The organism is Lysinibacillus sp. GJ-1 (assembly GCF_021166035.1).
Lineage (GTDB): Bacteria > Bacillota > Bacilli > Bacillales_A > Planococcaceae > Lysinibacillus > Lysinibacillus sphaericus.
Genome location: NZ_CP088912.1, coordinates 1,985,993 through 2,007,577, shown reverse-complemented (window position 1 = coordinate 2,007,577; position 21,585 = coordinate 1,985,993). Strand labels below are relative to the sequence as shown.

Genomic DNA, 21,585 nt, shown 5'->3' with positions numbered 1-21,585 from the left:
AGGTTAACCAAAAGATAAAGCAAATAAAAACAGTTGTCAATCGATTTTGACAAATTCATATAAAAAGAGACTTTTATATTTCGTATCGTCCTTTAAAAACTTACCACAAGGGTTCATTGCTAGGGTCATCTTCCTGTAGTTTTATGACAACAGGAATTAAAATATAAAGATAAATTGCTACACTTACAATATAAAAACTAATACCCATTAAAAGATTACTAAAGAAATAATTGATAAAAACCATAAATGGTATAGGTAAATTAGTGAATGCGTTTAATTGTACCGACTTTTTTGTGCGGTAATGTACTTTTTGACAATGTGGACAAGACATTTGTCCATTTTTCCAATAATATTTTCGGACTAGCTTAGCCGTCCATACTTCTCCACACGCCATACATACTGGCAAACCATATCCTTTTTTAGCAATATACGCTTGATCCACAATGCGATAGTGACAAATAAACTTAAGAGCACTAGTCCTTTTATCCAATCATGCTCTAAAAGCATCCATAAGCTCCATCTATTTGTCTCTTGCTGTAAAGCCGCTCCTTGCATTGTCCTTGTAGGATGTTCCGTTTTTAGTGTGACAAGAACGCTAAAACCAATGGCAAGCAATGTAAATGTCGCTAACACAATACGATACTGCCGCTGGCTATTCTGTTTTTGTCTATTTCTACTCCTAGCTTTTTGTGCAATCTGTTGCTTTTTTTCAGCGGACAGCTTTACATGCTGTAGCTCATTTAACACGTTTTTTTTAAATTGATTCATAACGTAACACCTCCCAATCATCGTCACCAATTATTGATGCTAGTTGTTTTCTTGCCCGCTGCAACCTTGTTCGAATCGTTGCTTCTGGGCAACGAACTAGCTTGGCAATATCTACAGTGGTCATTTCCTCAAAATAATAGAGAATTAGTACTTCTCTGTATGGCACTGATAAAGTGAATAAAGCTGTTACTAGTTCCTGTTTAGTCGTTTTAGCGAGCAATTCTTTTTCCGGCGTAATGGTCGTTGCGCGTCCTATTATTTTCTCAAATAATGACAGCCGTTTGCTTTTCCAACTGCGTAAATAATCATGACTGCGATTGACTGTCATTTTGACCAAATATGTACGTAAAGAGGATTCTTGTCGAAACTGCTGTTGCTTTTGATAAAAGGCAATAAACACATCTTGAACTATGTCCTCTGCAGTTGCTTCATTCTTCACATATAGATAGGCAACCTTCAGTAGATAATCCCCGTGCTCTGCAATTATTTGTTCAATCTCCATTGCTGCCTCACCTTCTTTCTACACTACTGACGTTTACCAAAGACCTTCCGATTCACGATTGATAAAATATTTTTTCTCTTGTTACTGACGTTAACTCTTGATTACTTACTGCTTAATTGGTTTGCAAACGAATAGTAGCACGTGAAGCACACTGTACTACACTCAACTTTAGTTTTTATGTCAACAAAAAATCCGCTCACTTTTTATGGACTTTACAAAACCTTACACCTCACCTACTAGTAAGGTATTACATTGTTTTGTCCTTTGAAAGGTCACGGATGTTTATACACGATTGAAAGCAGACTAGTAAGCATTTTCCTTTATTTACTATTTCCCGCATCGTTATATTGGTTATAGAGTGTTATTTGGTTACGTCCATTCCGTTTTGATGTATAAAGTGCACTATCAGCATTATGGATTAATTGTTCGAGTTGCGTAATATAACCATGTTCATTCGTGCTTACACCTATACTAAATTCTAATTGCACGACAGCTTCATTGACTGTCAATGCCAGTGAAGTTAATGAATGATATAGATTTTGAGCTATTATAGAGATTGACTCCCCTTCTCTTAGATGAAGGAGAACAATAAATTCATCACCACCAAAACGTGCGACAATGGATTCGTACGGTTGAAAAAACTGCTGCAATGTGGTCGCTGTAATGGATAATGCATCGTCACCAAATAAATGACCATTTGAATCATTGATTGATTTAAAATGATCTAAATCAATCATCAAAAGAGCAAGTAGCTTTTGATTGCTTGCTGCACTTTTCACCATTTCTTTCGCCTGTTCATCAAAATAACGTCGGTTATAAATATTTGTAAGCGGATCTATATAGGAAGTTCGCTCAAAGTGTTTTTTCTGATCGTTATACTCCATTTCGAATAGTACCTGAGTATAATTCTCCCTTTGTATTTCTAATAAAATATTAATATATTCCTTTTGTACAGCGCTTAAAATAATTTTATTCCCTTGTTCTTCAATAAGCTTAACTAATGAATTGTAAATTGTCTGTAACAAAGATAGATCATTATTTTGCAATGCATAATGCTTTGATTTTTGATACATATCAATTGCTTCACCAATACGACCCTGTTTTTCATATAGTAGTGCTTGCGCATTAAACACCTCTAATTGTGCCTTATTATAAGGAGGGTCTTTTATTGTCATCAATAATTCCTGTAAGAGCGTATTCGCTTCTTCAAATTCCTCCAGCCAAATATGGGCAATAGCTAAATTAGTCTTGGCATGTATAATACCCTTATAGGGGGAATCGTGCTTCAAATCAAATTCATTTGTATAGAATAAGCTTTTTAAGGCAAGTCGCTTTGCCTTTGCATATTTACCGAGTTCAATTTCTAAACCACTTAGATTGTTATAAATTTTCCCCATGCTTTCAATATGTTGAATACGCTCTGCAATTTCTAGCCCTTTCATTAAAAGCTCTTCGCATTTTTTTTGTTGTCCGAACGTTCCCCAATAAATGGAGGCAAGTGAATAATATTGAATGACGTCAATATCATTCCCATATAAAAAAGTCAGTTCACGGTATTTTTCTAATAAATTGATGGATATTTGTAGATCGCCCACTTGATAATAGCTCATACAGCTATAGCGCAATAAATGCATTGCCTTATCATACAACGCTAGTGCATTGGCACTTTCAATAGCGGGACTGCTTAACTCAATATATTCTAAATAGCGATTTGCACTATATAATTCATTTAGGGTAATCCATAGTTCTTCAAATTCTTGTAAATCCATACCGCATCCTCCTTTTTCTTTTCCTACTCCCTTAATACTACATTCGCTTCTAAAATATTACAATTCTTTATCCTTATTTATTTTCCATCATATGAGTAATTTAACCTAATTTAGGAATTTAAAAAACAAGCCTCTTTAAAAGAGACTTGTTTTAATTTATATATTTTTAACATTTTCTATTTTTAGCTCTTTCTTAACTTAGTTAAATTTCATCGGACTCCTGCGTATGAAACGAAAGGAAAGCCCCTAACCATCCAATAAAAAGAGAAAATCCACTTCAAATAGTAGTGGATTTTCTCTTTTTTAGATAAATCGTTTAACGATCGTCTCATATATTGCCACTATGAGTATGCCACCGAGTAACGGAATAAGAGAACTAAAGCTAAAATAAAAACCTTCATTATTGTATTCACCTAGAAATTGAAATTGTAGCCATGGAACGCTATACGTTTCACCAACACCGTATAAAAACCCAGTAGCAAATAAAAATAATGCTATGCACTTTATAAAATTCGCCTTTTGCACACCGTTCACCTCACTGAACATTGGTCATTTCCTCGGCATATGCTAAAATTTCTTCTTTAGTAAATTCAGGATTTTCACTTATAATGTTATATTGGTAGCCATCTTCAGACCAAGAAATAACAAAAAGTTCTCCTAAATCCATGCATGTGCCTTTTTTGCCTCGTACTTGGATTTCTTCTTCATTCCCAAGATTACCAAATTCCTCATTACTAGCTTCTTTAAGAACTGAAACTGAAAATGCAGGTTGGTCATCTTTTTCAAATTCAAAAGAAAATTCTGGGCGCTCTTTCACTTTCATATCGACGATTGAGGATATGGACAAGCCATTCACCTCAGGTACCATTAAAAAGTTACCCAGTTGTTCCTTCACCTCTTCGATTGTTGCCGTTGATGTTTGATTTTGGGGATCTATTTTTTCTACCGTTGCATCTTTTGGAATATCAAAAGTAAACAATTTATCCTCCATTTTCTTATTAACATCGAGCTTAGAATATTCTTGCGTCGTCACATTGCCTGCGTTCGTCGTAATTGTTTTTAACGTCAACCACGTTTTTTTATCAATCCATACTTCAACATCACCTAATAATGTATTCTTTTTTTGTGCTTTCGCTGTAATATGATACGTATCTCGACCAGCAATTGATTCTTCTCCAGCAATGGTTATATCGTGAGAATCCTTTACTAAGTTTAATAATACTTGGGCGCTGTCTTTTGCCGATTGCCCCATAAAATCTCCTAATTCTCCATTTTCAAATGAAATAATCGTTGCCTTGTTTTCTTTTTTACTATAGGAAATAATTTGTTTACCGTCATTAACAGCAATAACATGATCGCCATCAACAGACATCTCAATCCGACGTTTGCCATCCTTCATCCATTCTTTTACGTTAGCGACTCCGGATTCATCTATATCCAAAGTATATTCTCCATAATAACTTGCTAGCTCTTGTGTTTCTTGTAATGATTGGTCTATAATCTCTTGCGGGGAATAAGATGTCTCTGAATTACAACCAACTAAACTCAATGTCATCAGCGTTATAAGTCCCCCAACTCGTATTGTTTGTTTCCAGTTCATTTGTCATTTTCTCCTTTGTAAGGCGGTAACCAACACAGTACTGCTGTGCCAACTCCACGCTTGGATACCATATTTATTGTTCCACCATGTTTTTCAATAATTTGTTTCGCTATGCTAAGTATAGCCCTGTGCCTCGTTGCCCTGTCTTTGTTCGGGCATGATCTGATTGGTACAATGGTTCAAATAATTGCTCGATTTCTTGTTCACCTACACCTGCTCCACTATTTTGCACAACTAAATATATGCCGCTTTTTTTTGTGAGCGCCTCGTTCACAAAATCAAAACCCCAATCGAGTTTTTGATTGCTGATAGCTGCTAAATAAATAGTCGTGCCTAAAGTGCCAAAATGAGTTGCATTACTCATCAGATTGTCAATTACACGTTGCATTTGTGAGGGATGAACAGCAAAGGTACCCTCTACATCACAAAACGTTTGCAATGATAGCCCTTTACTTTGACAAAGTGGTTCATAATCCGAGATTGCCATATCAAAAAATTCCTGTCCTTCTACTGGGACCAGTGTTACATCATAGGTTGTCGATTGAAGCAACGTGTACATAAGTAAATCTTCTAGCATTTGCTTCATATCCATTGCCTTTGTTAAAATCACTGCCCGATATTCTTCCTGCATATGCGCAGTGAGGGAAGCATTTTGTAGACTCTCTGCATACGCTTGAATTGCTGTTAAGGGTGTCTTTAAATCATGTGAAATACTGGCAATCATCAGTTCCTTCTGCTTTTGCTCATTTTTTAAATGGGCACGTGCGACCTCAATTTCCCTTTGCATACTTAAAAAAGTATTTGTAAGCTCCCCGATTTCATCTTTTCTTGTAGCCATCACAGCGTCAACATGTTGTCCCTTCCCAAATGCATCCATTTGTTGCATTAATGCTTGTAACGGTCGATGTAATTTACGGTTAAGCAACAAAATGACTGCTGTATAAACGGCTAGAAATAACGTAATCGCGCTCGCTATCACGAGCCATGAACGCCTCTCTACACCTTGAACCCAGTCCTTTCTGATAAGTTGAATTTCATAAATGCCAACTAAATCGCCTTGTTGAAAAACGGGTTCCTTATATGTAAACGCATTGTATTTTTGCTGTAATACATATAAGTTTTTTAACACATTTTCTCTTGAAACAAATCCGGAGGTTAACGGATTAGATGAATAATAAACAAAGCCAGATTTTGCGTATAGCGTAATAGCTAGTTGATCACTCGTAAGTACTTTTACTTGTTGTATATCTGCATCTTTGGCATATAATGTTGGATCGTTCAGGACCGACTTGACATCGTTTAGTGTCGTCCATTTCTCAATATATTCTGCAAAGCTTTTATCATGGTAATAGGCATTGATCCATATATATAAGCCATACGCCCCGCCAATTGGCACAATCATCACAATAAAAAACATCATCAGTAGCCAAGATTTTATTTTCATAACGGTTCTCCTATGAAGCGATAGCCCTTGCCCCAAACTGTTTGAATATAATGTGGTGTTTTAACCGGATCCTGTAATTTTTCTCGTAATGCTTTAATATGCACAGTGACTGTATGTGTCTCGTCTACACTCGCTTGTTGCCAAATATGCTGATATAACTCTTCCTTTGAAAATAGTTGGCCTGGATTTTTAGCCAATAGCTTTAACAGGGCAAACTCTTTTTGAGTTAAGGCTAGTTCTTTGTTTTCCAGTGTTGCTAGTTCTTTATGCCAGTCAATTGCTAAGCCAAATGTAAATGTAGCGACATGTTCTGTCACTTCTATTTTCTTATAGCGTTGCCATCGACGTAAATGGGAGGCAACACGTGCCTTTAATTCTGCTAAGCTAAAAGGCTTTGCTAAATAATCATCAGCACCTTGTAAGCCTTCCACTTTATCAGCCTCTTCTTTACGGGCGCTCATCATTAAAATGGGCACATCACTTTCCCAACGAATATTTTGACAAACAGTAAGGCCATCCATTTCAGGTAGCATCCAATCGACTAATACTAAATCAAATGGTTGCGCTTGAAAGTCTGCTAGCCCTTCTAAACCTGTAGTTGCCCATGTGACGAAGTATCCCTCTTGCTCTAGTGTATCTTTGACGATACGACCTATTGCGTGATCATCCTCTATTAGTAATAGCTTTTCATTCATCGTTTTCCTCCTGTTACATAACCTTACTATGGATTGATGTATTTCTTCTGAACTTTATACTTTCTTTATAATTACCATAGATGGACTCACATGTATTAACAAGGGCAAATTCAAAGCAAAGAAAAAAGAATGCACATAAGTTGTGCATTCCTTCACTATTTTAGAAAAATAAGCTTAAAATAAAGTAAATTGTAGCAGCCATCACGGCAGAGATTGGCATTGTAATTACCCAAGTCGTAACAATTTTACGTGCCATACCCCATTTCACACCTTTGACACGGTGTGCAGTACCTACGCCCATAATAGAAGAAGAAATTACGTGCGTTGTCGATACAGGTAAATGAATTAACGTCGCACCAAAGATGATCGAAGCAGATGCTAAGTCCGCTGCTACACCATTCACTGGGCGTATTTTCATAATTTTACCACCGACTGTTTTAATTATTTTATAACCACCAACCGATGTTCCGAGACCCATCGCACAGGCAGCTGCAAAACGAACCCAAAACGGAATATCGTCACCTTGGTGTAAACCACCTGCAATTAATGCAAGGGTGATAATCCCCATCGCCTTTTGCGCATCGTTCGTACCGTGTGTAAATGATTGCAATGCCGCTGTACCGATTTGCATCGTTCGGAAGCCTTTATTTGTTCGATATAAATTCATATCTTTAAAGATTACTTTAAACAGTGACATCATGAAAAAACCAGCTACAAACGCAAGTAATGGAGAGAAAATAAGCGCCTGAAGGATTTTAATAAAGCCTGTGTAATTTAGAATATCAAATCCTGCCGCAGCAATTGCCGCCCCTGCAACTGAACCAATTAAAGTATGGGACGAACTAGATGGTATCCCAAAATACCATGTTAATAAATTCCATGTAATAGCTGACAGTAAAGCTGCCAAAATAACCACTGACCCTGTAATATCACCGTCATACGTATTTAGTGTAAACGGGTCAACAATATCTTTCGTTAATGCTTTCGCAACTCCAACAAATGTAATAGCTCCGATAAAGTTCATTACCGCAGCCATGTACACAGCAGTACGTGGCTTTAGGGCACGCGTTGATACAGATGTTGCAATAGCATTGGCTGTATCATGGAAGCCGTTAATAAAGTCGAACACAAGTGCGAATATAACGACTAATATTGTTATCAGTAATATTGTATCCATTTAGTACACTCCATCTTACGCATTTCGCATAATTATTGTTTCGATTGTATTCGCTACTGTTTGACAACAATCTGCAATATCTTCAAATTGTTCGTAAATATCTTTGAATACGATAATGCGCATTGGATCTTTTTCTTGAATAAATAATTGCTTCATAGAAGAACGGAATATCTCATCACATTCACGCTCATAGTCTTTAATTTGAATGGCATGTTTACGCATTTCTACAAGCTTTTTACTATTTAGTAGCTCCATTGCTTGTACCATTTCATCTGTACTTTTAGCAATGTACGTTAGGAATTGACGCATCGGCTCTGTTACTTCTGTTAAGTTGTACATATTAAAATGGGCAATACAGCCTTCCATCCCGTCAATTACATCATCTAATTTATTTGCTAGCGCTAATATATCTTCTCGTTCAATAGGTGTCATAAATGATTTATTAAGCATAACAATTAGCTCATGAATCAGCTTATCACCGCTTGTTTCATATTGTTTCATTGTATCGGCGATCTCTTTTAATGCATCGATATCATGAATACGCGCGTTATGAGCGAAGTAAATACCTTCTTTCACATTTTGAGAAATTTTTAATAAAGCCTGAAAAAATGGATCTTGCTTACTTGAGTTGAACATTATGTTCCTCCTGTTGAATAAATATTGTCGATTTCTGCAACTATCATAACAAAATCTTTACATAATTCTACATAACTTTAAAGATAAATAAATTGAATTTACAATAATGTAATATTAAAATTGCCATATTTCATTCAAACATACGTAAACAAGTTACAAACGTTGGAAATCTTCTAATAAAAAGACGTTTTTTGCTGTTGAATGTAACGTTTTTTCTTTAATTTTTATAAAAATACTTGAAAAAAATTTTTTCTTATAATTTTACAATGTAAAGGAATTGTAAATTTTAAATCCACAAAATATACAAACACCATTGTTATTTTTAGCCATAAGCAGTACGCTTACAAGAAAACATTGTATGATGCAAAAGGATGGTTATTTTCATGGATATTCATTTACTTTCACTTAGTACATTATTAGTATTTGGCTTTATCGCATCCTTTTTAAATGCCATTGTTGGTGGCGGAGGCTTGATTTCTTTACCAGCATTAATGGCGGTAGGATTACCACCAAGTACAGCCATTGCAACGAATAAACTAGCGAATACCATCAGTAATGGCACTAGCATGCTGACTTTTTTGCGGGCAGGTAAAGTCGATTTTAAAAAGATTGGAAAAATCTTACCTTTTATTTTTTTAGGCTCTTTAATTGGTGCATACACTGTGCACCTTGTATCACCTTCGATTTTAAAGCCACTTATGCTTGTTATGCTCGTACTAGTCGCAACTTATACAGTTTTAAAAAAAGATTGGGGACAACAGCCAAAGCAACGTATGTTAAGTATAGGAAAGAAAATAGCCTTTCTTTGTGCGTTTACGGTGGTAGGCTTTTACGATGGTTTTTTTACCCAGGGACAGGTTCTTTTTTTATTTTCATCCTTTTAATGATGGGAAATGATTTTTTGCAAGCTGCTGGGAATGCAAAAGCATTTAACTTCACATCGAATTTGGCTGCACTTGTAATGTTTTTAGTATTAGGACAGGTCAATTTTTTATATACTTGCCAATGGGCTTCGTTATGATATTCGGTGCTATTTTAGGGTCTAAATTTGCGTTAACACGGGGGACGAACATGATGCGTCTTATTTTTATTGTCATGACGTGTATCTTAATTATCAAAAATGCATGGGATTATGTTGCGCATTTTAACTAGTAGATAGCGAGAAAATATCGCTATCTTTTTTAACGGTCTATATAGACGGAATTTTCAATCAATTGACAATATTTATAAGCATGCTATAATACTTTTGGGCTTCACCGCATTGAAGCGCAGAAGTAATTGTTAGGAGGATTCGTATGTTTCGCATTGAAGCAAAAAGTAACCCTCGATTTATTGAGGCTTGCTTCATTACACTTTTAATTATTGCCACAATGGCCATTAGTATTGGCTATTTAAAAGCAACGCCACATATCCCCATTATTTTAGTAATCTCACTTTTAATTGCCTATGGACTATTGAAAAAAGTACCTTTCCGTGAGCTTGAATCTGGGATGGTTGCTGGTGCCAGTGCTGGTTTAGGTGCTGTCTTTATTTTCTTCTTTATCGGTATTTTAATTTCGAGTTGGATTATGGGCGGCACCATTCCAACGCTGATATATTACGGTTTTTTAACTGTTTCACCTAGCTTTTTCTTTGCCATTGTTTTTCTTATTTGTAGCATTGTCGGGATTTCCGTTGGTAGCTCTTTAACAACAGTTGCGACAGTTGGCGTGGCCTTTATGGGAATCGCTGGCGCAATGGATATTTCGTTAGCCATCACGGCTGGTGCTATTGTTTCCGGCGCCTTTTTTGGCGATAAAATGTCACCGCTATCTGATACAACTAATTTAGCATCGGGTACAGTAGGTGTTGATTTATTTGAGCATATTAAAAATATGGGTTGGACGACTATTCCTGCCTTTGTGATTTCGTTTGCTTTGTATGCCTTGCTATCACCGTCTGGTGCCAATACTTCTTTTGAAACGGTTGAACAATTTAAAATAGGATTACTTTCTACAGGTCTTATTCATTGGTACACATTACTACCAATCGTTGTTCTGGTTATCATGACCTTATATAAAGCACCTGCTCTTATTACACTTGCAGTGGTTTCAATCGTTGGCGTTGGACTTGCTTACATACAAGAACCACTGGCTCTGTCCCACGTATTTGACATGTTGTTTAATGGCTATGTATCCGATACAGGAATTAAAGACGTAGATGCACTGCTTACTCGTGGCGGATTGAATAGTATGCTCTTTACAATCGCTTTAGTATTACTTGCACTTACAATGGGCGGATTATTATTTACACTTGGTATTATTCAAAGTATTTTAGCAAAAATTGAAAGCTTATTTACAAGTGCTGGCTCCGTTATTACGGGTGCTGCGCTAACAGGAATTGGCGTCAACACATTAATCGGTGAACAATATTTGTCCATTTTGCTTACTGGAGAGGCATTTAAAGCGCAGTTTGCAAAGGTTGGACTTGCGCCGAAAAATTTATCGCGTGTCATGGAAGATGCAGGTACTGTTGTGAACCCGCTTGTGCCATGGAGCGTGTGCGGAATTTTTATCGCTAGTGTACTAGATATTCCAACAACTACTTATCTACCATTCACCTTCTTCTGTTTGCTTGGTCCAGTTTTAACAATACTATTTGGCTGGAGCGGCAAAACGCTCACAAAGCTTTAATTATTGATATTACCTTAAAAGAGTCTGCTCGTTTACTACGAATTACCCGTAGAGCGAGCGGATTCTTTTTCTTTCTATCATTCCAAATTGGAATCAAAACAGCCCTTTTTTCGAATTTTCGTTCCACACCTCTCTTTGTTATGCTAAAAAACAAAGGAGATGGTAGACAATGACAACAAAATGGAATGCAACTCTTTACGATCAAAAACATGACTTTGTTTCAAAATTCGGAGAAAGTTTAGTCAACTTACTTGCACCACAAAAACAAGAACATATTTTAGATGTTGGCTGTGGCACAGGAGATTTAGCCAACGAAATAACGCAATGTGGTGCAGTTGTACACGGCATTGATGCTTCACATGATATGATTTTAAGCGCTCAACAAAAATATCCTACGCTTACCTTTAACACACAAGATGCAGCTACTATGGACTACACCCATCAATTTGATGCAGTCTTTTCCAATGCAGCGCTTCATTGGATGAAACAACAAGATAAAGTGATTGACAATATCTATCGTGCACTAAAACAACAAGGACGTTTTGTTGCAGAAATGGGCGGCCACGGGAATATCGCTTCTATTGTCGGAGCACTTAGAACAAGTATGGAGGCGTTTGGGCTGCCATATGAAGAGCAGTGTTTCCCATGGTATTTTCCAGCAGCTGACGAATATCAAACGATGCTCGAAAAAGTGGGCTTTACTGTACAAATGATTACTTTATATGAACGTCCGACGCCGCTTCAAGGTGACGATGGCTTACGGAATTGGCTTGTTATGTTTAGCAACAACATTCTCCAGCATGTAAGTCAGCATGAAAAAGAACGCGTTTATGCAAAATGTGAAGAACTGTTGCGACCAACCAATTATCGAGATAAACAATGGATTGCTGATTATTGGCGCTTACGTTTTGTTGCAACAAAGGGCTAAAAAATGATTAGCGTCACGAAAAGGTCATGATACGCCACAAAAACAAATGCTAGCGCCACTAATCTTTGAGAAACGTCCCCCGTAGTGGACAACTTCGTTCACAGCAAAAAAAGTGTTAGATTAATGACCGATAATCTAACACTTTCTCTCTATTATGAACGCGGCATTAACATAACCATGACTCCGATAATACAAATACCAGCACCAACTAAATCTAACATGTCAGGCTTTTGCTTATCTATGCCCCAGCCCCACAAGATGGACAGCACAATAAAAACTCCTCCATACGCTGCATAGACTCGACCAAAAGTCGGAAATGATTGAAAAGTCGCCACCACGCCATATAAAGCTAATGCAATCCCTCCAAAAATGCCCCAATAAAATGGTTTGCCTTCCCTTAACCAAAGCCAAATTAAATAGCCACCTCCGATTTCACCAATACCTGCTAATAGAAATAATGCGATTGCATAAATCATATGTTCCCTCTTTCCTTTTTACAAATAAAAATAGAGACTGTCCTTACAGCAACAGCCTCCAAATTGTTCCACTCAAGCGCAACGTACTTCTTTTTCATATCGTTATACCCCAATAGGTAATAGTGTCCATTACGCCAATCATGATTAAAATGATACCTGCTACGATTTGTATCACTCTTCCCATTTTCATACTTGTTTTCATAATGGCGCGTTTTGTATCAAATATTTGAATCAGTACCAACATTAAAATAAGTGGCATGGAAGTCGCAAGACCAAAAACCGCTGGCAAAACCAATCCATAGGAAGTAGTAACAACTGTAGGCATCAGCCAAACGAAAAATAGCACAAACATCGTCGGACAAAAGGCAATGGCAAAGCATGCCCCCATTAGAAATGAGCCTGCCTTCCCTTCTTTCAATACAAGCGGGATATGGGATGATATTTGATGCAGCCATTTTAATTTTAAAATGCCGATTAGGACAAGACCTGTTAACAACATAATGGGTCCTATTGTCTTACGAAATATTGGAAAATAAGTAGTTATTGACGTTTCAAATGATTGTCCAAATAGCCAAGCTAATAAGCCAATTAAACTAAAGACAGCAACCTTACCGATCATAAAAGCCATTACTTCGCTCCAATTATTTTTCATTTGAATGGTACGATGACCATAGAATGTTATGGCGCTCAAGTTGCCGGTTAATTGACAAGGTGCGAGTGCGCCAACTAGGCCAAGAAGTAACGCGATAACAAGTGGAGAATGTTCGTAGGAATTTAAAAATAACGTGATGGGTCCACTAACGACTCGACTTATTTCTGACATCATATTATACATGCAAATATCACCTTCTCTTCTAGTAATAGCTCCCTCTGTTTTGATAGACAGCATCACAAACCGTAAAAAAAGCTTCAATATCAGCCGTTACGTACTTTGATAAAAAATAAGTGTTGGACACAATATGCGAGAATTCCTTTACCGAATAACTATGGAGCGATTGCTCATCATAAGCAGCTTCAATAACACTTTTCGGTAAAAAGGCAATTCCTAGCCCTTGTTTGACAAAGTTTTTTATAACTTCAGTTTGGTTAACCTGCATGCTTTTATAGCTTGGCAATTGCTGAAGTACTTGTTGTACTTCTTGCCAATAAGACGCGTATTCATGTGTTAAAATCGTTTCTTGTTGTAAAAGCGTCATTGGATCAGTCCATTTTTTCCCTATCGGTACGATAAGTTGGAGTGGCTCTTGGGCAAGCATTTTCGTGTGCACCGCACGGGTGGAGGTTAATTTCGACATCCCTATATCTATAGCTCCCCCATAAACCGCTTCCCCAATTTCATTAGATTTTAACAGTTCAATAGAAAGATGAATGGTAGGGTTTTGTTGCTGAAAACGATCGATAATAGCTGGTAATGTGGAATTCGCTATTTGAGGTGCTACACCTATTGTTAATTTCGAAGTAAAACCACTTTTCATCAATTGTGTACTATGTACTGCTTCATCAACGATTTCTACCACTTTTTCAGCTTGTTGTAAAAAGTGTGCACCAATTCGATTGAGTTTGACATGCTTTGTTTGACGTTCAAAAAGCGTTGTCTGCAATTCCTTTTCTAAATGCTGAATATGTTTGGATACCGTCGATTGCGTGATAAAGCGCCTTTCCGCCGTCTCACGGAAATTTTCCGTTTTCGCCGCAACGATAAACGTGCGTAACCATTCTGTTTCCATATACGCGCCTCTTCTAGTTTTCATTTATTATATCGAAATGTGATGTGACATGAAATCTTTTCTACAATTTTTACATAATGAACGTTGATGCTTAAGCGCTATGAAAAAGAGAGCCCAAAATGCACGTTGGCCCTCCCCTTACCATTTTAAAATCAAGTTAAAAATTGCTTTAATGCATCTATTTGTTGCATCGCTTGCTGATAGCCCATGTCGTAATTTTTACGCATTTGCACTGTATCTTTCTCAAAGCTATTAAGTGCTTGTGTTGGGCGGAATATAAATGCCTTTCCTTGTGCCTCTAATTGTTCACAATAATCAAGTGAAGCGTTATAATGGTCTGCACGTTTTTGCATGCTTTTTACTAAATTCGGATAACGTTTAGCTAGTAGTTTCATAGCCCATTTACTTTGCCGATCTAGCTGTTTACGGTAGCCTTTAGGTCGGGTTAATACTAGTACATGCTTTTTAAAACCCGTTTCAACACCATGCATGATTGGAATTGGCTCTGCTAAGCCACCATCGTAATATGGCGTATTATTTAGTTTGATTTCTGGAAATAAGATTGGTATAGCACAAGTTGCACGCAACATCGTACATTGGCGATCCATTTCCTTTGCATCCATATATTCAACTTGTCCTGTTGCTGCATTTGTTACGCCAAAAAGCAATTTCCCATCATACTGCTTGTACGTATCCCAATCAAAAATATCTAGCTCATTGGGAATCACATTATACGCAAAATCCAAGCCAAATAAGCTTTTTTCTTTAAGGAAATTTTTCAAGCCCATGTAGCGCTTATCATGGCGATAATCCATTAATACACGTAAAGACCGTTCCTTTTGCTGTGATACATACGAGCATGCATTGATTGCACCTGCTGAAATAGCGACAACATAAGGCATCATAATGTCATGCTCTAAAAAAGCATCCAAGACACCAGATGTAAACAATGTACGAAACGTCCCACCCTCTAATATTAAACTTGAATCCTCCACATTTACCTGTAGCATGCCATCACTCTTTCACTCTATATTCTCTTTAGTTTACAGCAAACTTAAATAAGTTTCTTGATTTTTTACAGTATAAAAAATATTGATAATAATATCCATTAAAAGTTATTTAATATTAAAATTATAGTAAGTTAGTAGAGAGGCGAGGAGAACAAATCATGTCGGAAGTGACGGATATCACCTAAATTATACGACAAATTGCATGAACAATTAGAGACATTACAAACTCTTACTAAATTAGAGGCAACAGCATTAGTGGTTCTAGATATTCCTCCAATCCGACAACCTGTCAACAACCTATTATTAGAAACCAGTGAACAAATTCGCAATAAGCTTGTATTCAACACTGTAAGTAAAAAAAATGCGCCTCACCATAGAGGGGCAAATTGGATTGGAAAAAATTTAAAGGGGAAAGATTTAACAGCAACAGACTTGCGCGGTGCCTATTTAATTGCGGCAAACCTGCAAAATGCTGATTTAAGAGACGTGGACTTTATCGGTGCCGATTTACGTGATGCTAACTTGTGCGGAGCGAACCTTTCCACTGCGATGTTTTTAACGCAAATGCAAATCAATTCGGCAATCGGTAATCACCAAACAAAACTACCATTTTATTTGCGTATGCCTTCGCATTGGCATACTGCACCATAAAAGAAGGGGCTGGGACAAAAGAGAAAAAGTGTTAGATCGATGGGAGTCAATCTAACACTTTTTTGCTGCGCCGTTATTGTCCACTTCGGCGGTGCTTTCCGCTCAGCACAGTAAGCCGCAACCCTCGCTAACGCGCAGAATGCCAGCATCTTACGCTGTGCGCCGTTCTGAGCAGGAGTCACCGCCTCCGCTACCAACAACTAGTGAAGCCTCCTAATTATTCATTGCAAAAGAAATAATAGAAAATATATTCTATATATTTTCTTAGCAAAAATTTATCATAACCAATGTACCTCTACTTAAGATTTTAAGGTTATGTCCCAGCCTCTTTTTTCGCTATTTTGCTTGTTTCTTTTTATAGATAATAGCTGCTACTACTAGCACAAGTAAAATCGCTTGCCCTATCATTGTTTCTAGTGTTGGATAGAAGCCAATTAAGCTAATGACTGGCAGGCCATCCACAATAGTCGTTGGTACACTATCTCTTAGTTGTAATGTATGCAAGCTGACACCGATGATTTTAAATGCTAACACATAAATTAACACAGTTGCCACCGCAAAAAGCTTATGAATGGCAATTTTACCACTCGCTTTGAATAAGACGATTGCGATAACAGCTAAGATGACAAGCGCCAAAACAATACCGAGTATAAATTGAGAGGTCGCCATTTTCGGTGCAATTCCCGCATAGAACACAAGTGTTTCTGCTCCTTCTCGGAACACCGATAAAAAGCTGACAGCAGCCATAGCAAATACGGAACCACTTGAAATAGCATTGCCCATTTGTTTTGAAATATAACGATTCCAGCTCGCAACGTTGGATTTACTATGAAGCCATATCCCGACTCCTATCATCATCGCTGCAGCAACAAGACCGACATAACCTTCCATTATTTCTCGGTTTGTATCGACCGTTGCTGAATGAAAGATCGTTGACATTAATACTGCCGCTACAGCCGATAATACTACCCCAGCTAAAGCCCCGATATAAATCCATTTACGTAACGATGTTTGTCCTGATTTATTTAAAAATGACACTAATGCAAGGATAATCAATAATGCCTCTAAGCCCTCACGCAACAAAATAAGTGCTGAATCCCAAATGGAATAATCGGCATTACCTTGTATTAATTCAATTTCGGTACGGAACTGATTAAGTTTACTTTTAATGGCCTTTTCATCGACCTGAGTCTTTAATAAGTCACTTACTATAATCGGCATATCACTTTCTATTTTAGTATAGAGATTACCGTTGCGTGTTGAAATTTCAATCTCTACACTTGGTCAAATCGTAATAAATTCGCGTATTTTATCAGATGCTGCCTTGTAGTCACCATCGTCTATCAAATCGTTAGCTTCATCTATATACGCAATTAAAGACGCTAAAGAATATTCACCTGCTACAATTTGTGCTGTTTCGTTACCTGCTACAAAATCTTCAATCGTTTTCTTTAGTTCTGCAAATTGTGATTGCATTAATGTTACATCAGGCTGTTCTGAAGAAATTGTAATACGTAAAAAAGCCATTTGTGTTTCAATTTGACCGTACATTGCAATACTTTGTTCACGTACTGGTCTTTCATTTTTATTCCATTTCATATTAAACTCTTTGTACGCAGCGTCAATCGTTGTTATATCACCACTTGCTAACGCTTGCTCAAAGGCAGTCATAATCGGTTTCATTTTTAGACCAAAGTCAGCTCGTTGCTCCGCTTCATCTACTGGATTTTCGAGCTTTTCTAATGCACGTAATGCATTCGATAGAGCCGACAATGCAGTTAAACGCTCTTCTTTTGAAGAAGCCTTTACAGCTTGCTCAAGTATTTGATTAACCTTTTCTTTTGCTTCAGTTTGTTGTGAATTTACAGTTGCCCAGTCCGTTGCAAATTGTTCAAGTGCACGCGTTGCTTCAGCTTGCTTGTCTTGCTTCGTATTCATCAGAGCGTCACTAATGGAAATGTACAAGTGACTATAAGATTCTGCTGCTTGTACTGGTACCGCAAGTGCCAATAATAAGCATACTATAATGCTACAGCGCGTTAAAAAGTGCTTCACCTAAATAACTCCCTTTTTGTACTCCAGGGAAGCAAGCAAAAACGGCACTGCCTCGATGAGTAATATATTCATTCATTTTGTCCATTCGTCCTAGACTGTTTTGTACTGTTGTAAACTGCGCCGGATCTTTTTGGAAAGAGATAAATAGGAGCCCTGCATCGTGCGCTCCTGTATTCGACATGACGCCTGATGCGTAAGAATAAGAGCGACGTAGTATGCGAGCACCTGATTTACGTGCTAAATGGACATGCGATGTATCGGGCATAATATACTCGCCCTTGTTATCTTTTGCTTCTACATCAAAATCATCGAATTCCTTCGTTTTACCAAATGGCGCACCACTATCGCGATAACGCCCAAACGTTGCTTCTTGATCCTTTAACGATGTACGATCCCATGTTTCAAGATGCATTTGGATTTTTCGAGCCACTAAATAGGAGCCACCCTTAAGCCACCCTTTATCGACCCATACTACTTTGTTTAAGTCTTGTTCATCTTTAATAGAAGGGTTGACTGTACCGTCCTTGAATGCAAATAAATTTCGAGGTGTCCCCCCTTCAGCTGGGAATGAGTTAAAGCCCGCTTGGGACCATTTAATCTCTACTTTGCCAGAAGCAGCGCGTACTAAATTGCGTACAGCATGGAACGCCACTTGGGGATCGTCCGCACAGGCTTGAATGCAAAGATCTCCACCTGTATATTCCTTTTGTAGTTGGTCTTTCGGAAAATGTGGTAAGTCCGCTAATTCGGCTGGTTTTAAATGTGCCATGCCAAGCTTATCGAACAGTGAAGGACCTACACCAAACGTTATGGATAAATTCGAAGCATCTAAGCCTTCTGCTTCTCCGGTATCACCCGTTGGAACTCTAGTATTTGTTGTTAAATCTACCATTAATTCACCATTCATTAAACGAACAACAAGAGGTGTCCATTTCTTGAACAACTCTTGTAGCTCCTCTTTTGATGTCACTAAAACCGTTAAAGAAGCAAAATATATATGTTTTTGAACGGGTGTATTAATGCCAGACTGATGTTTACCATAGAAATTAACTTTATTTTTTGCTGTTGTGCTATCAGCGACAGGTTCAAACATATCGTAACCCATCGCTTTCATTACACCACCAAAGCCAGAAGCACCTATCGCAATGCCAGCCACGCCCATGCCTGTTAGTTTTAACATGTCACGGCGAGATATTTTTTTATTTATCCATTTTTCATCATTAGACGTTGTCATTCTTTATCACTCCAAAATAATGCCCATTTGACTTAATGGCTCACCTAGTTGGTTCACTGCTGCTGCTAATGCTTTTGTATTTTCTTCTGTTAAATCTTCGTAAGAAATATAACCGCCATCAGCTGTTGCATGTAGTGCTAATAAGTCATCCACTGCTTTAAATTTTTCATCTAACGCTGCAACTAACTCTTTGTCTTTTGCTTCTAATTTTGGTCGAAGAATTTCAAAGATTTTTTCTGCCCCTTCAATATTCGCTTTAAAATCATAGAGGTCTGTATGTGAATAAATTTCTTCTTCACCCGTAATTTTTGAAGTAGATACTTCATTCAATAAATCAACTGCACCTGTAATCATTAAATCAGGTGTTACTTCTACTGTTTGAACAAGTGCATGTAATTCTTTAGCGTCTGCTAGTAGCTGATCTGCCACTGCCTCATAGCCCTTTGTTGTATTTTCTACCCAAAGTGCATATTCAAGCTTATGGTAGCCAGTCCACTCTTCTTTCCCTTTACCTTCTTCTTCAATATCGGCTAAACTGCCATCAATACGCGGATCAAGGTCACCAAAGCTTTCTGCAATTGGTTCAGAACGCTCGAAGTACATACGTGCTGGCGCATACGCTGCTTTTGCACCTTCCATATCACCCGCTTTAAACAGGTTGACGAACTTTTCTGTATCTAGCAAGAAATGATCCATCTGTTCTAATGCAAATTGTTGATAGGCTGATAGTTCAGTAGTCAAATCTACCGCTGCCGTTTGTGCTGCTTGCTCCGTTGCTGGTTTCTCTTCTTTTTTTGTGTCTTCTGTATTGCCACAGCCCGCCATAATTATGCCACCTGCAACTAACACTGATAATAATGATTTGTTTTTCATGCTAAATACCTGCTTCCCGAATTAGTCTCTATTGTGAATGATAATCATTATCATATTTGATTGCAAGAAGTATTTTTAATTTAAGAAAAAAACGTCATTTTGCAGTTGAATTTTATTTCCAACAAGCAAAAAGACGTTTGTTCTACAATATAATGATTATAATCTACTAAATATTGACTTGTTTTACTTTTTCATATTTCCCATATAAGACATAATAGAGCACGATTGAAAGGAAAATTACCACTACCATCGATAAAAATATAGCGCTGTAACCAATCGTCGGTGCAAAAAGCCCTAAGAAATAAGGCCCTACACCTAATCCTAAATCGTACAAAATAAAATACGTTGAAGTGGCGAGCCCTAAACGCTCATGTGGTGTAACCTTAATAGCTATTGCTTGGGCTACTGAGTTAAAATTACCATAACCAATACCAATAAAAGCCGCAGCTATTAAAAATACAACAGTGCTTGTCGCTGTACTAAATGCATACATGCCCATCGCAAACAAGATTAGACACGGATAAATAATAATATTCGCGCCTCTTGCATCAAGTATTTTCCCTGTAAATGGACGAGTTGCTAAAATAACAAGGGCATAAACGATAAAGAAGTAACTGCCTGCTGTTACCAAATGAAGCTCCTTTGCGTAAAATGTCATAAACGACATCACACCTGAATAAGCAAAGCCAATAACAAGAGCTACAAAGGCGATAGGCAGTGCACGCAATTCAATAAAGCTGGATAGCTTGAAGCCCGCTTTCTCCGCCATTATCTTTGGATTTTTTGGCGCATCTGGCACGGTCACCATAAAATACATCATGAAGCAAACTACTGCTAAAACCGAATCGACCGCAAAAATCATACGATAATCTTCAAACAACTGCGTTAATAATATACCGATAAACGGACCTATTGCAGTTGCTAAAATCGCACTTAAGCTGTAATAGCCAATCCCTTCACCTCGTCGCTCGGATGGTAAAATTTGTGCAATAATCGTACCTGTAGCCGTACTCGCTACACCGAGCGCTATCCCCTGCATTAAACGATTCATCATCAGTAACGGAAGATTTAAAGCAATAAAATAAGACATAGTCGATAGCATAAATAATAATAAGCCAATGAATAATGTTTTTTTACTGCCTAAATCACCGATAATTCGTCCTGTGCCAAGTCGTCCAAATAGTGTCCCGATAATAAAAATACTTGACACTAGACCAGCCGTACTTGTTGAAGCGTCAAATTGCTCCACTGCATAGCCAGCTATTGTCACCATTAATAAATAAAAAATTAACGTAATCGTAAAATTAATTAAAGAAACAACTAAAAAGTCTTTTGTCCATAATTTATGTCTTGTTGATTCCACTTGTT

General features: G+C 37.5%; 22 protein-coding genes and 1 pseudogene. 4 read left to right on the top strand and 19 right to left on the bottom strand.

Features of this window, described 5'->3' with window-relative positions; translation table 11 throughout:
* Window positions 1-100 precede the first annotated feature (100 nt).
* The 10 genes from LO754_RS23735 to LO754_RS09410 all read right to left on the bottom strand — a co-directional run bounded on the left by LO754_RS23735 (window position 101) and on the right by LO754_RS09410 (window position 8,591).
* A complete protein-coding gene (locus LO754_RS23735; protein WP_435892066.1) occupies window positions 101-394 on the bottom strand; it encodes a TIGR04104 family putative zinc finger protein in 294 nt (97 codons plus the stop codon).
* Window positions 361-768 (bottom strand): hypothetical protein, encoded by a 408-nt coding sequence (locus tag LO754_RS09450; protein ID WP_231786109.1) that lies wholly within the window; start codon window positions 766-768, stop codon window positions 361-363. The genes LO754_RS23735 and LO754_RS09450 overlap by 34 nt, the downstream gene beginning before the upstream one ends.
* The gene (locus LO754_RS09445) at window positions 755-1,270 is read right to left on the bottom strand and encodes a sigma-70 family RNA polymerase sigma factor (RefSeq protein ID WP_024363630.1); all 516 of its coding nucleotides are present in this window, start codon (window positions 1,268-1,270) and stop codon (window positions 755-757) included. The genes LO754_RS09450 and LO754_RS09445 overlap by 14 nt, the downstream gene beginning before the upstream one ends.
* A gap of 320 nt (window positions 1,271-1,590) precedes the next feature.
* Window positions 1,591-3,039 (bottom strand): tetratricopeptide repeat-containing diguanylate cyclase, encoded by a 1,449-nt coding sequence (locus tag LO754_RS09440; RefSeq protein ID WP_024363629.1) that lies wholly within the window; start codon window positions 3,037-3,039, stop codon window positions 1,591-1,593.
* A gap of 303 nt (window positions 3,040-3,342) precedes the next feature.
* Window positions 3,343-3,585 carry a hypothetical protein gene (locus tag LO754_RS09435; protein ID WP_227665434.1) on the bottom strand — a complete coding sequence of 81 codons (243 nt, stop codon included), beginning with the start codon at window positions 3,583-3,585 and terminating at the stop codon, window positions 3,343-3,345.
* A complete protein-coding gene (locus LO754_RS09430; protein ID WP_024363627.1) occupies window positions 3,575-4,639 on the bottom strand; it encodes a LolA family protein in 1,065 nt (354 codons plus the stop codon). Before LO754_RS09430 ends, LO754_RS09435 begins: the two co-directional genes overlap by 11 nt.
* 109 nt (window positions 4,640-4,748) lie before the next feature.
* Window positions 4,749-6,083 carry a sensor histidine kinase gene (locus LO754_RS09425; RefSeq protein ID WP_231786108.1) on the bottom strand — a complete coding sequence of 445 codons (1,335 nt, stop codon included), beginning with the start codon at window positions 6,081-6,083 and terminating at the stop codon, window positions 4,749-4,751.
* Window positions 6,080-6,778, bottom strand: a complete 699-nt coding sequence (locus tag LO754_RS09420; protein WP_231786107.1) for a response regulator transcription factor — start codon at window positions 6,776-6,778, stop codon at window positions 6,080-6,082. The genes LO754_RS09425 and LO754_RS09420 overlap by 4 nt, the downstream gene beginning before the upstream one ends.
* A 160-nt stretch (window positions 6,779-6,938) precedes the next feature.
* Window positions 6,939-7,955: an inorganic phosphate transporter gene (locus tag LO754_RS09415; protein WP_024363624.1), complete on the bottom strand. Its 1,017-nt coding sequence runs from the start codon at window positions 7,953-7,955 to the stop codon at window positions 6,939-6,941.
* Between the two features lie 15 nt (window positions 7,956-7,970).
* Window positions 7,971-8,591, bottom strand: a complete 621-nt coding sequence (locus tag LO754_RS09410; RefSeq protein ID WP_025219331.1) for a DUF47 domain-containing protein — start codon at window positions 8,589-8,591, stop codon at window positions 7,971-7,973.
* A 383-nt stretch (window positions 8,592-8,974) separates the two neighbouring features.
* On the opposite strand from LO754_RS09410, the pseudogene LO754_RS09405 reads away from it, so the two are divergent.
* The 3 genes and pseudogenes from LO754_RS09405 (at window position 8,975) to LO754_RS09395 (ending at window position 12,191) form a co-directional block, all read left to right on the top strand.
* Window positions 8,975-9,743, top strand: a pseudogene (locus LO754_RS09405) (sulfite exporter TauE/SafE family protein).
* Between the two features lie 143 nt (window positions 9,744-9,886).
* Window positions 9,887-11,263 carry a Na+/H+ antiporter NhaC gene (gene nhaC, locus LO754_RS09400; RefSeq protein ID WP_108030952.1) on the top strand — a complete coding sequence of 459 codons (1,377 nt, stop codon included), beginning with the start codon at window positions 9,887-9,889 and terminating at the stop codon, window positions 11,261-11,263.
* A 169-nt stretch (window positions 11,264-11,432) separates the two neighbouring features.
* Window positions 11,433-12,191 (top strand): class I SAM-dependent methyltransferase, encoded by a 759-nt coding sequence (locus LO754_RS09395; RefSeq protein ID WP_231786106.1) that lies wholly within the window; start codon window positions 11,433-11,435, stop codon window positions 12,189-12,191.
* A gap of 152 nt (window positions 12,192-12,343) precedes the next feature.
* Here the strand turns inward: LO754_RS09395 and LO754_RS09390 are convergent, their stop codons facing one another.
* The 4 genes from LO754_RS09390 to LO754_RS09375 form a co-directional block, all read right to left on the bottom strand.
* Complete coding sequence (locus LO754_RS09390) at window positions 12,344-12,667, bottom strand: YnfA family protein (RefSeq protein WP_024363619.1); 324 nt, start codon at window positions 12,665-12,667, stop codon at window positions 12,344-12,346.
* Between the two features lie 94 nt (window positions 12,668-12,761).
* Window positions 12,762-13,502, bottom strand: a complete 741-nt coding sequence (locus tag LO754_RS09385) for an urease accessory protein UreH domain-containing protein (protein ID WP_024363618.1) — start codon at window positions 13,500-13,502, stop codon at window positions 12,762-12,764.
* 19 nt (window positions 13,503-13,521) lie between these two features.
* Window positions 13,522-14,394, bottom strand: coding sequence for a LysR family transcriptional regulator (locus LO754_RS09380; RefSeq protein ID WP_231786105.1), 873 nt, complete (start codon window positions 14,392-14,394; stop codon window positions 13,522-13,524).
* Window positions 14,395-14,546: 152 nt separating this feature from the next.
* On the bottom strand, window positions 14,547-15,404 hold the full coding sequence (locus tag LO754_RS09375; RefSeq protein WP_029747330.1) for a patatin-like phospholipase family protein: 858 nt from the start codon (window positions 15,402-15,404) through the stop codon (window positions 14,547-14,549).
* Window positions 15,405-15,602: 198 nt separating this feature from the next.
* Between LO754_RS09375 and LO754_RS09370 the strand changes: the two genes are divergently transcribed.
* On the top strand, window positions 15,603-16,055 hold the full coding sequence (locus tag LO754_RS09370) for a pentapeptide repeat-containing protein (protein WP_231786104.1): 453 nt from the start codon (window positions 15,603-15,605) through the stop codon (window positions 16,053-16,055).
* A gap of 336 nt (window positions 16,056-16,391) precedes the next feature.
* Here LO754_RS09370 and LO754_RS23865 read toward each other — a convergent pair whose 3' ends face one another.
* From LO754_RS23865 to LO754_RS09345, 5 genes are all read right to left on the bottom strand, one after another.
* Window positions 16,392-17,276 (bottom strand): FTR1 family protein, encoded by an 885-nt coding sequence (locus tag LO754_RS23865; RefSeq protein ID WP_231786103.1) that lies wholly within the window; start codon window positions 17,274-17,276, stop codon window positions 16,392-16,394.
* Between the two features lie 63 nt (window positions 17,277-17,339).
* Window positions 17,340-18,110: a hypothetical protein gene (locus tag LO754_RS23860; protein ID WP_231786102.1), complete on the bottom strand. Its 771-nt coding sequence runs from the start codon at window positions 18,108-18,110 to the stop codon at window positions 17,340-17,342.
* Window positions 18,085-19,344, bottom strand: coding sequence for an iron uptake transporter deferrochelatase/peroxidase subunit (gene efeB, locus LO754_RS09355; RefSeq protein ID WP_025219323.1), 1,260 nt, complete (start codon window positions 19,342-19,344; stop codon window positions 18,085-18,087). Before efeB ends, LO754_RS23860 begins: the two co-directional genes overlap by 26 nt.
* A gap of 6 nt (window positions 19,345-19,350) precedes the next feature.
* Window positions 19,351-20,217, bottom strand: coding sequence for an iron uptake system protein EfeO (efeO, locus tag LO754_RS09350; protein ID WP_231786101.1), 867 nt, complete (start codon window positions 20,215-20,217; stop codon window positions 19,351-19,353).
* A 166-nt stretch (window positions 20,218-20,383) separates the two neighbouring features.
* The gene (locus LO754_RS09345; protein WP_231786100.1) at window positions 20,384-21,580 is read right to left on the bottom strand and encodes an MFS transporter; all 1,197 of its coding nucleotides are present in this window, start codon (window positions 21,578-21,580) and stop codon (window positions 20,384-20,386) included.
* Between the last annotated feature and the right edge of the window lie 5 nt (window positions 21,581-21,585).

What these genes read in the sequence shown, in the direction of transcription:
- LO754_RS23735 (WP_435892066.1), bottom strand. Translation starts at nt 394, where the DNA reads ATGGCGTGTGGAGAAGTATGGACGGCTAAGCTAGTCCGAAAATATTAT.
- LO754_RS09450 (WP_231786109.1), bottom strand. Translation starts at nt 768, where the DNA reads ATGAATCAATTTAAAAAAAACGTGTTAAATGAGCTACAGCATGTAAAG.
- LO754_RS09445 (WP_024363630.1), bottom strand. Translation starts at nt 1,270, where the DNA reads ATGGAGATTGAACAAATAATTGCAGAGCACGGGGATTATCTACTGAAG.
- LO754_RS09440 (WP_024363629.1), bottom strand. Translation starts at nt 3,039, where the DNA reads ATGGATTTACAAGAATTTGAAGAACTATGGATTACCCTAAATGAATTA.
- LO754_RS09435 (WP_227665434.1), bottom strand. Translation starts at nt 3,585, where the DNA reads ATGTTCAGTGAGGTGAACGGTGTGCAAAAGGCGAATTTTATAAAGTGC.
- LO754_RS09430 (WP_024363627.1), bottom strand. Translation starts at nt 4,639, where the DNA reads ATGAACTGGAAACAAACAATACGAGTTGGGGGACTTATAACGCTGATG.
- LO754_RS09425 (WP_231786108.1), bottom strand. Translation starts at nt 6,083, where the DNA reads ATGAAAATAAAATCTTGGCTACTGATGATGTTTTTTATTGTGATGATT.
- LO754_RS09420 (WP_231786107.1), bottom strand. Translation starts at nt 6,778, where the DNA reads ATGAATGAAAAGCTATTACTAATAGAGGATGATCACGCAATAGGTCGT.
- LO754_RS09415 (WP_024363624.1), bottom strand. Translation starts at nt 7,955, where the DNA reads ATGGATACAATATTACTGATAACAATATTAGTCGTTATATTCGCACTT.
- LO754_RS09410 (WP_025219331.1), bottom strand. Translation starts at nt 8,591, where the DNA reads ATGTTCAACTCAAGTAAGCAAGATCCATTTTTTCAGGCTTTATTAAAA.
- nhaC (WP_108030952.1), top strand. Translation starts at nt 9,887, where the DNA reads ATGTTTCGCATTGAAGCAAAAAGTAACCCTCGATTTATTGAGGCTTGC.
- LO754_RS09395 (WP_231786106.1), top strand. Translation starts at nt 11,433, where the DNA reads ATGACAACAAAATGGAATGCAACTCTTTACGATCAAAAACATGACTTT.
- LO754_RS09390 (WP_024363619.1), bottom strand. Translation starts at nt 12,667, where the DNA reads ATGATTTATGCAATCGCATTATTTCTATTAGCAGGTATTGGTGAAATC.
- LO754_RS09385 (WP_024363618.1), bottom strand. Translation starts at nt 13,502, where the DNA reads ATGTATAATATGATGTCAGAAATAAGTCGAGTCGTTAGTGGACCCATC.
- LO754_RS09380 (WP_231786105.1), bottom strand. Translation starts at nt 14,394, where the DNA reads ATGGAAACAGAATGGTTACGCACGTTTATCGTTGCGGCGAAAACGGAA.
- LO754_RS09375 (WP_029747330.1), bottom strand. Translation starts at nt 15,404, where the DNA reads ATGCTACAGGTAAATGTGGAGGATTCAAGTTTAATATTAGAGGGTGGG.
- LO754_RS23865 (WP_231786103.1), bottom strand. Translation starts at nt 17,276, where the DNA reads ATGCCGATTATAGTAAGTGACTTATTAAAGACTCAGGTCGATGAAAAG.
- efeB (WP_025219323.1), bottom strand. Translation starts at nt 19,344, where the DNA reads ATGACAACGTCTAATGATGAAAAATGGATAAATAAAAAAATATCTCGC.
- efeO (WP_231786101.1), bottom strand. Translation starts at nt 20,217, where the DNA reads ATGAAAAACAAATCATTATTATCAGTGTTAGTTGCAGGTGGCATAATT.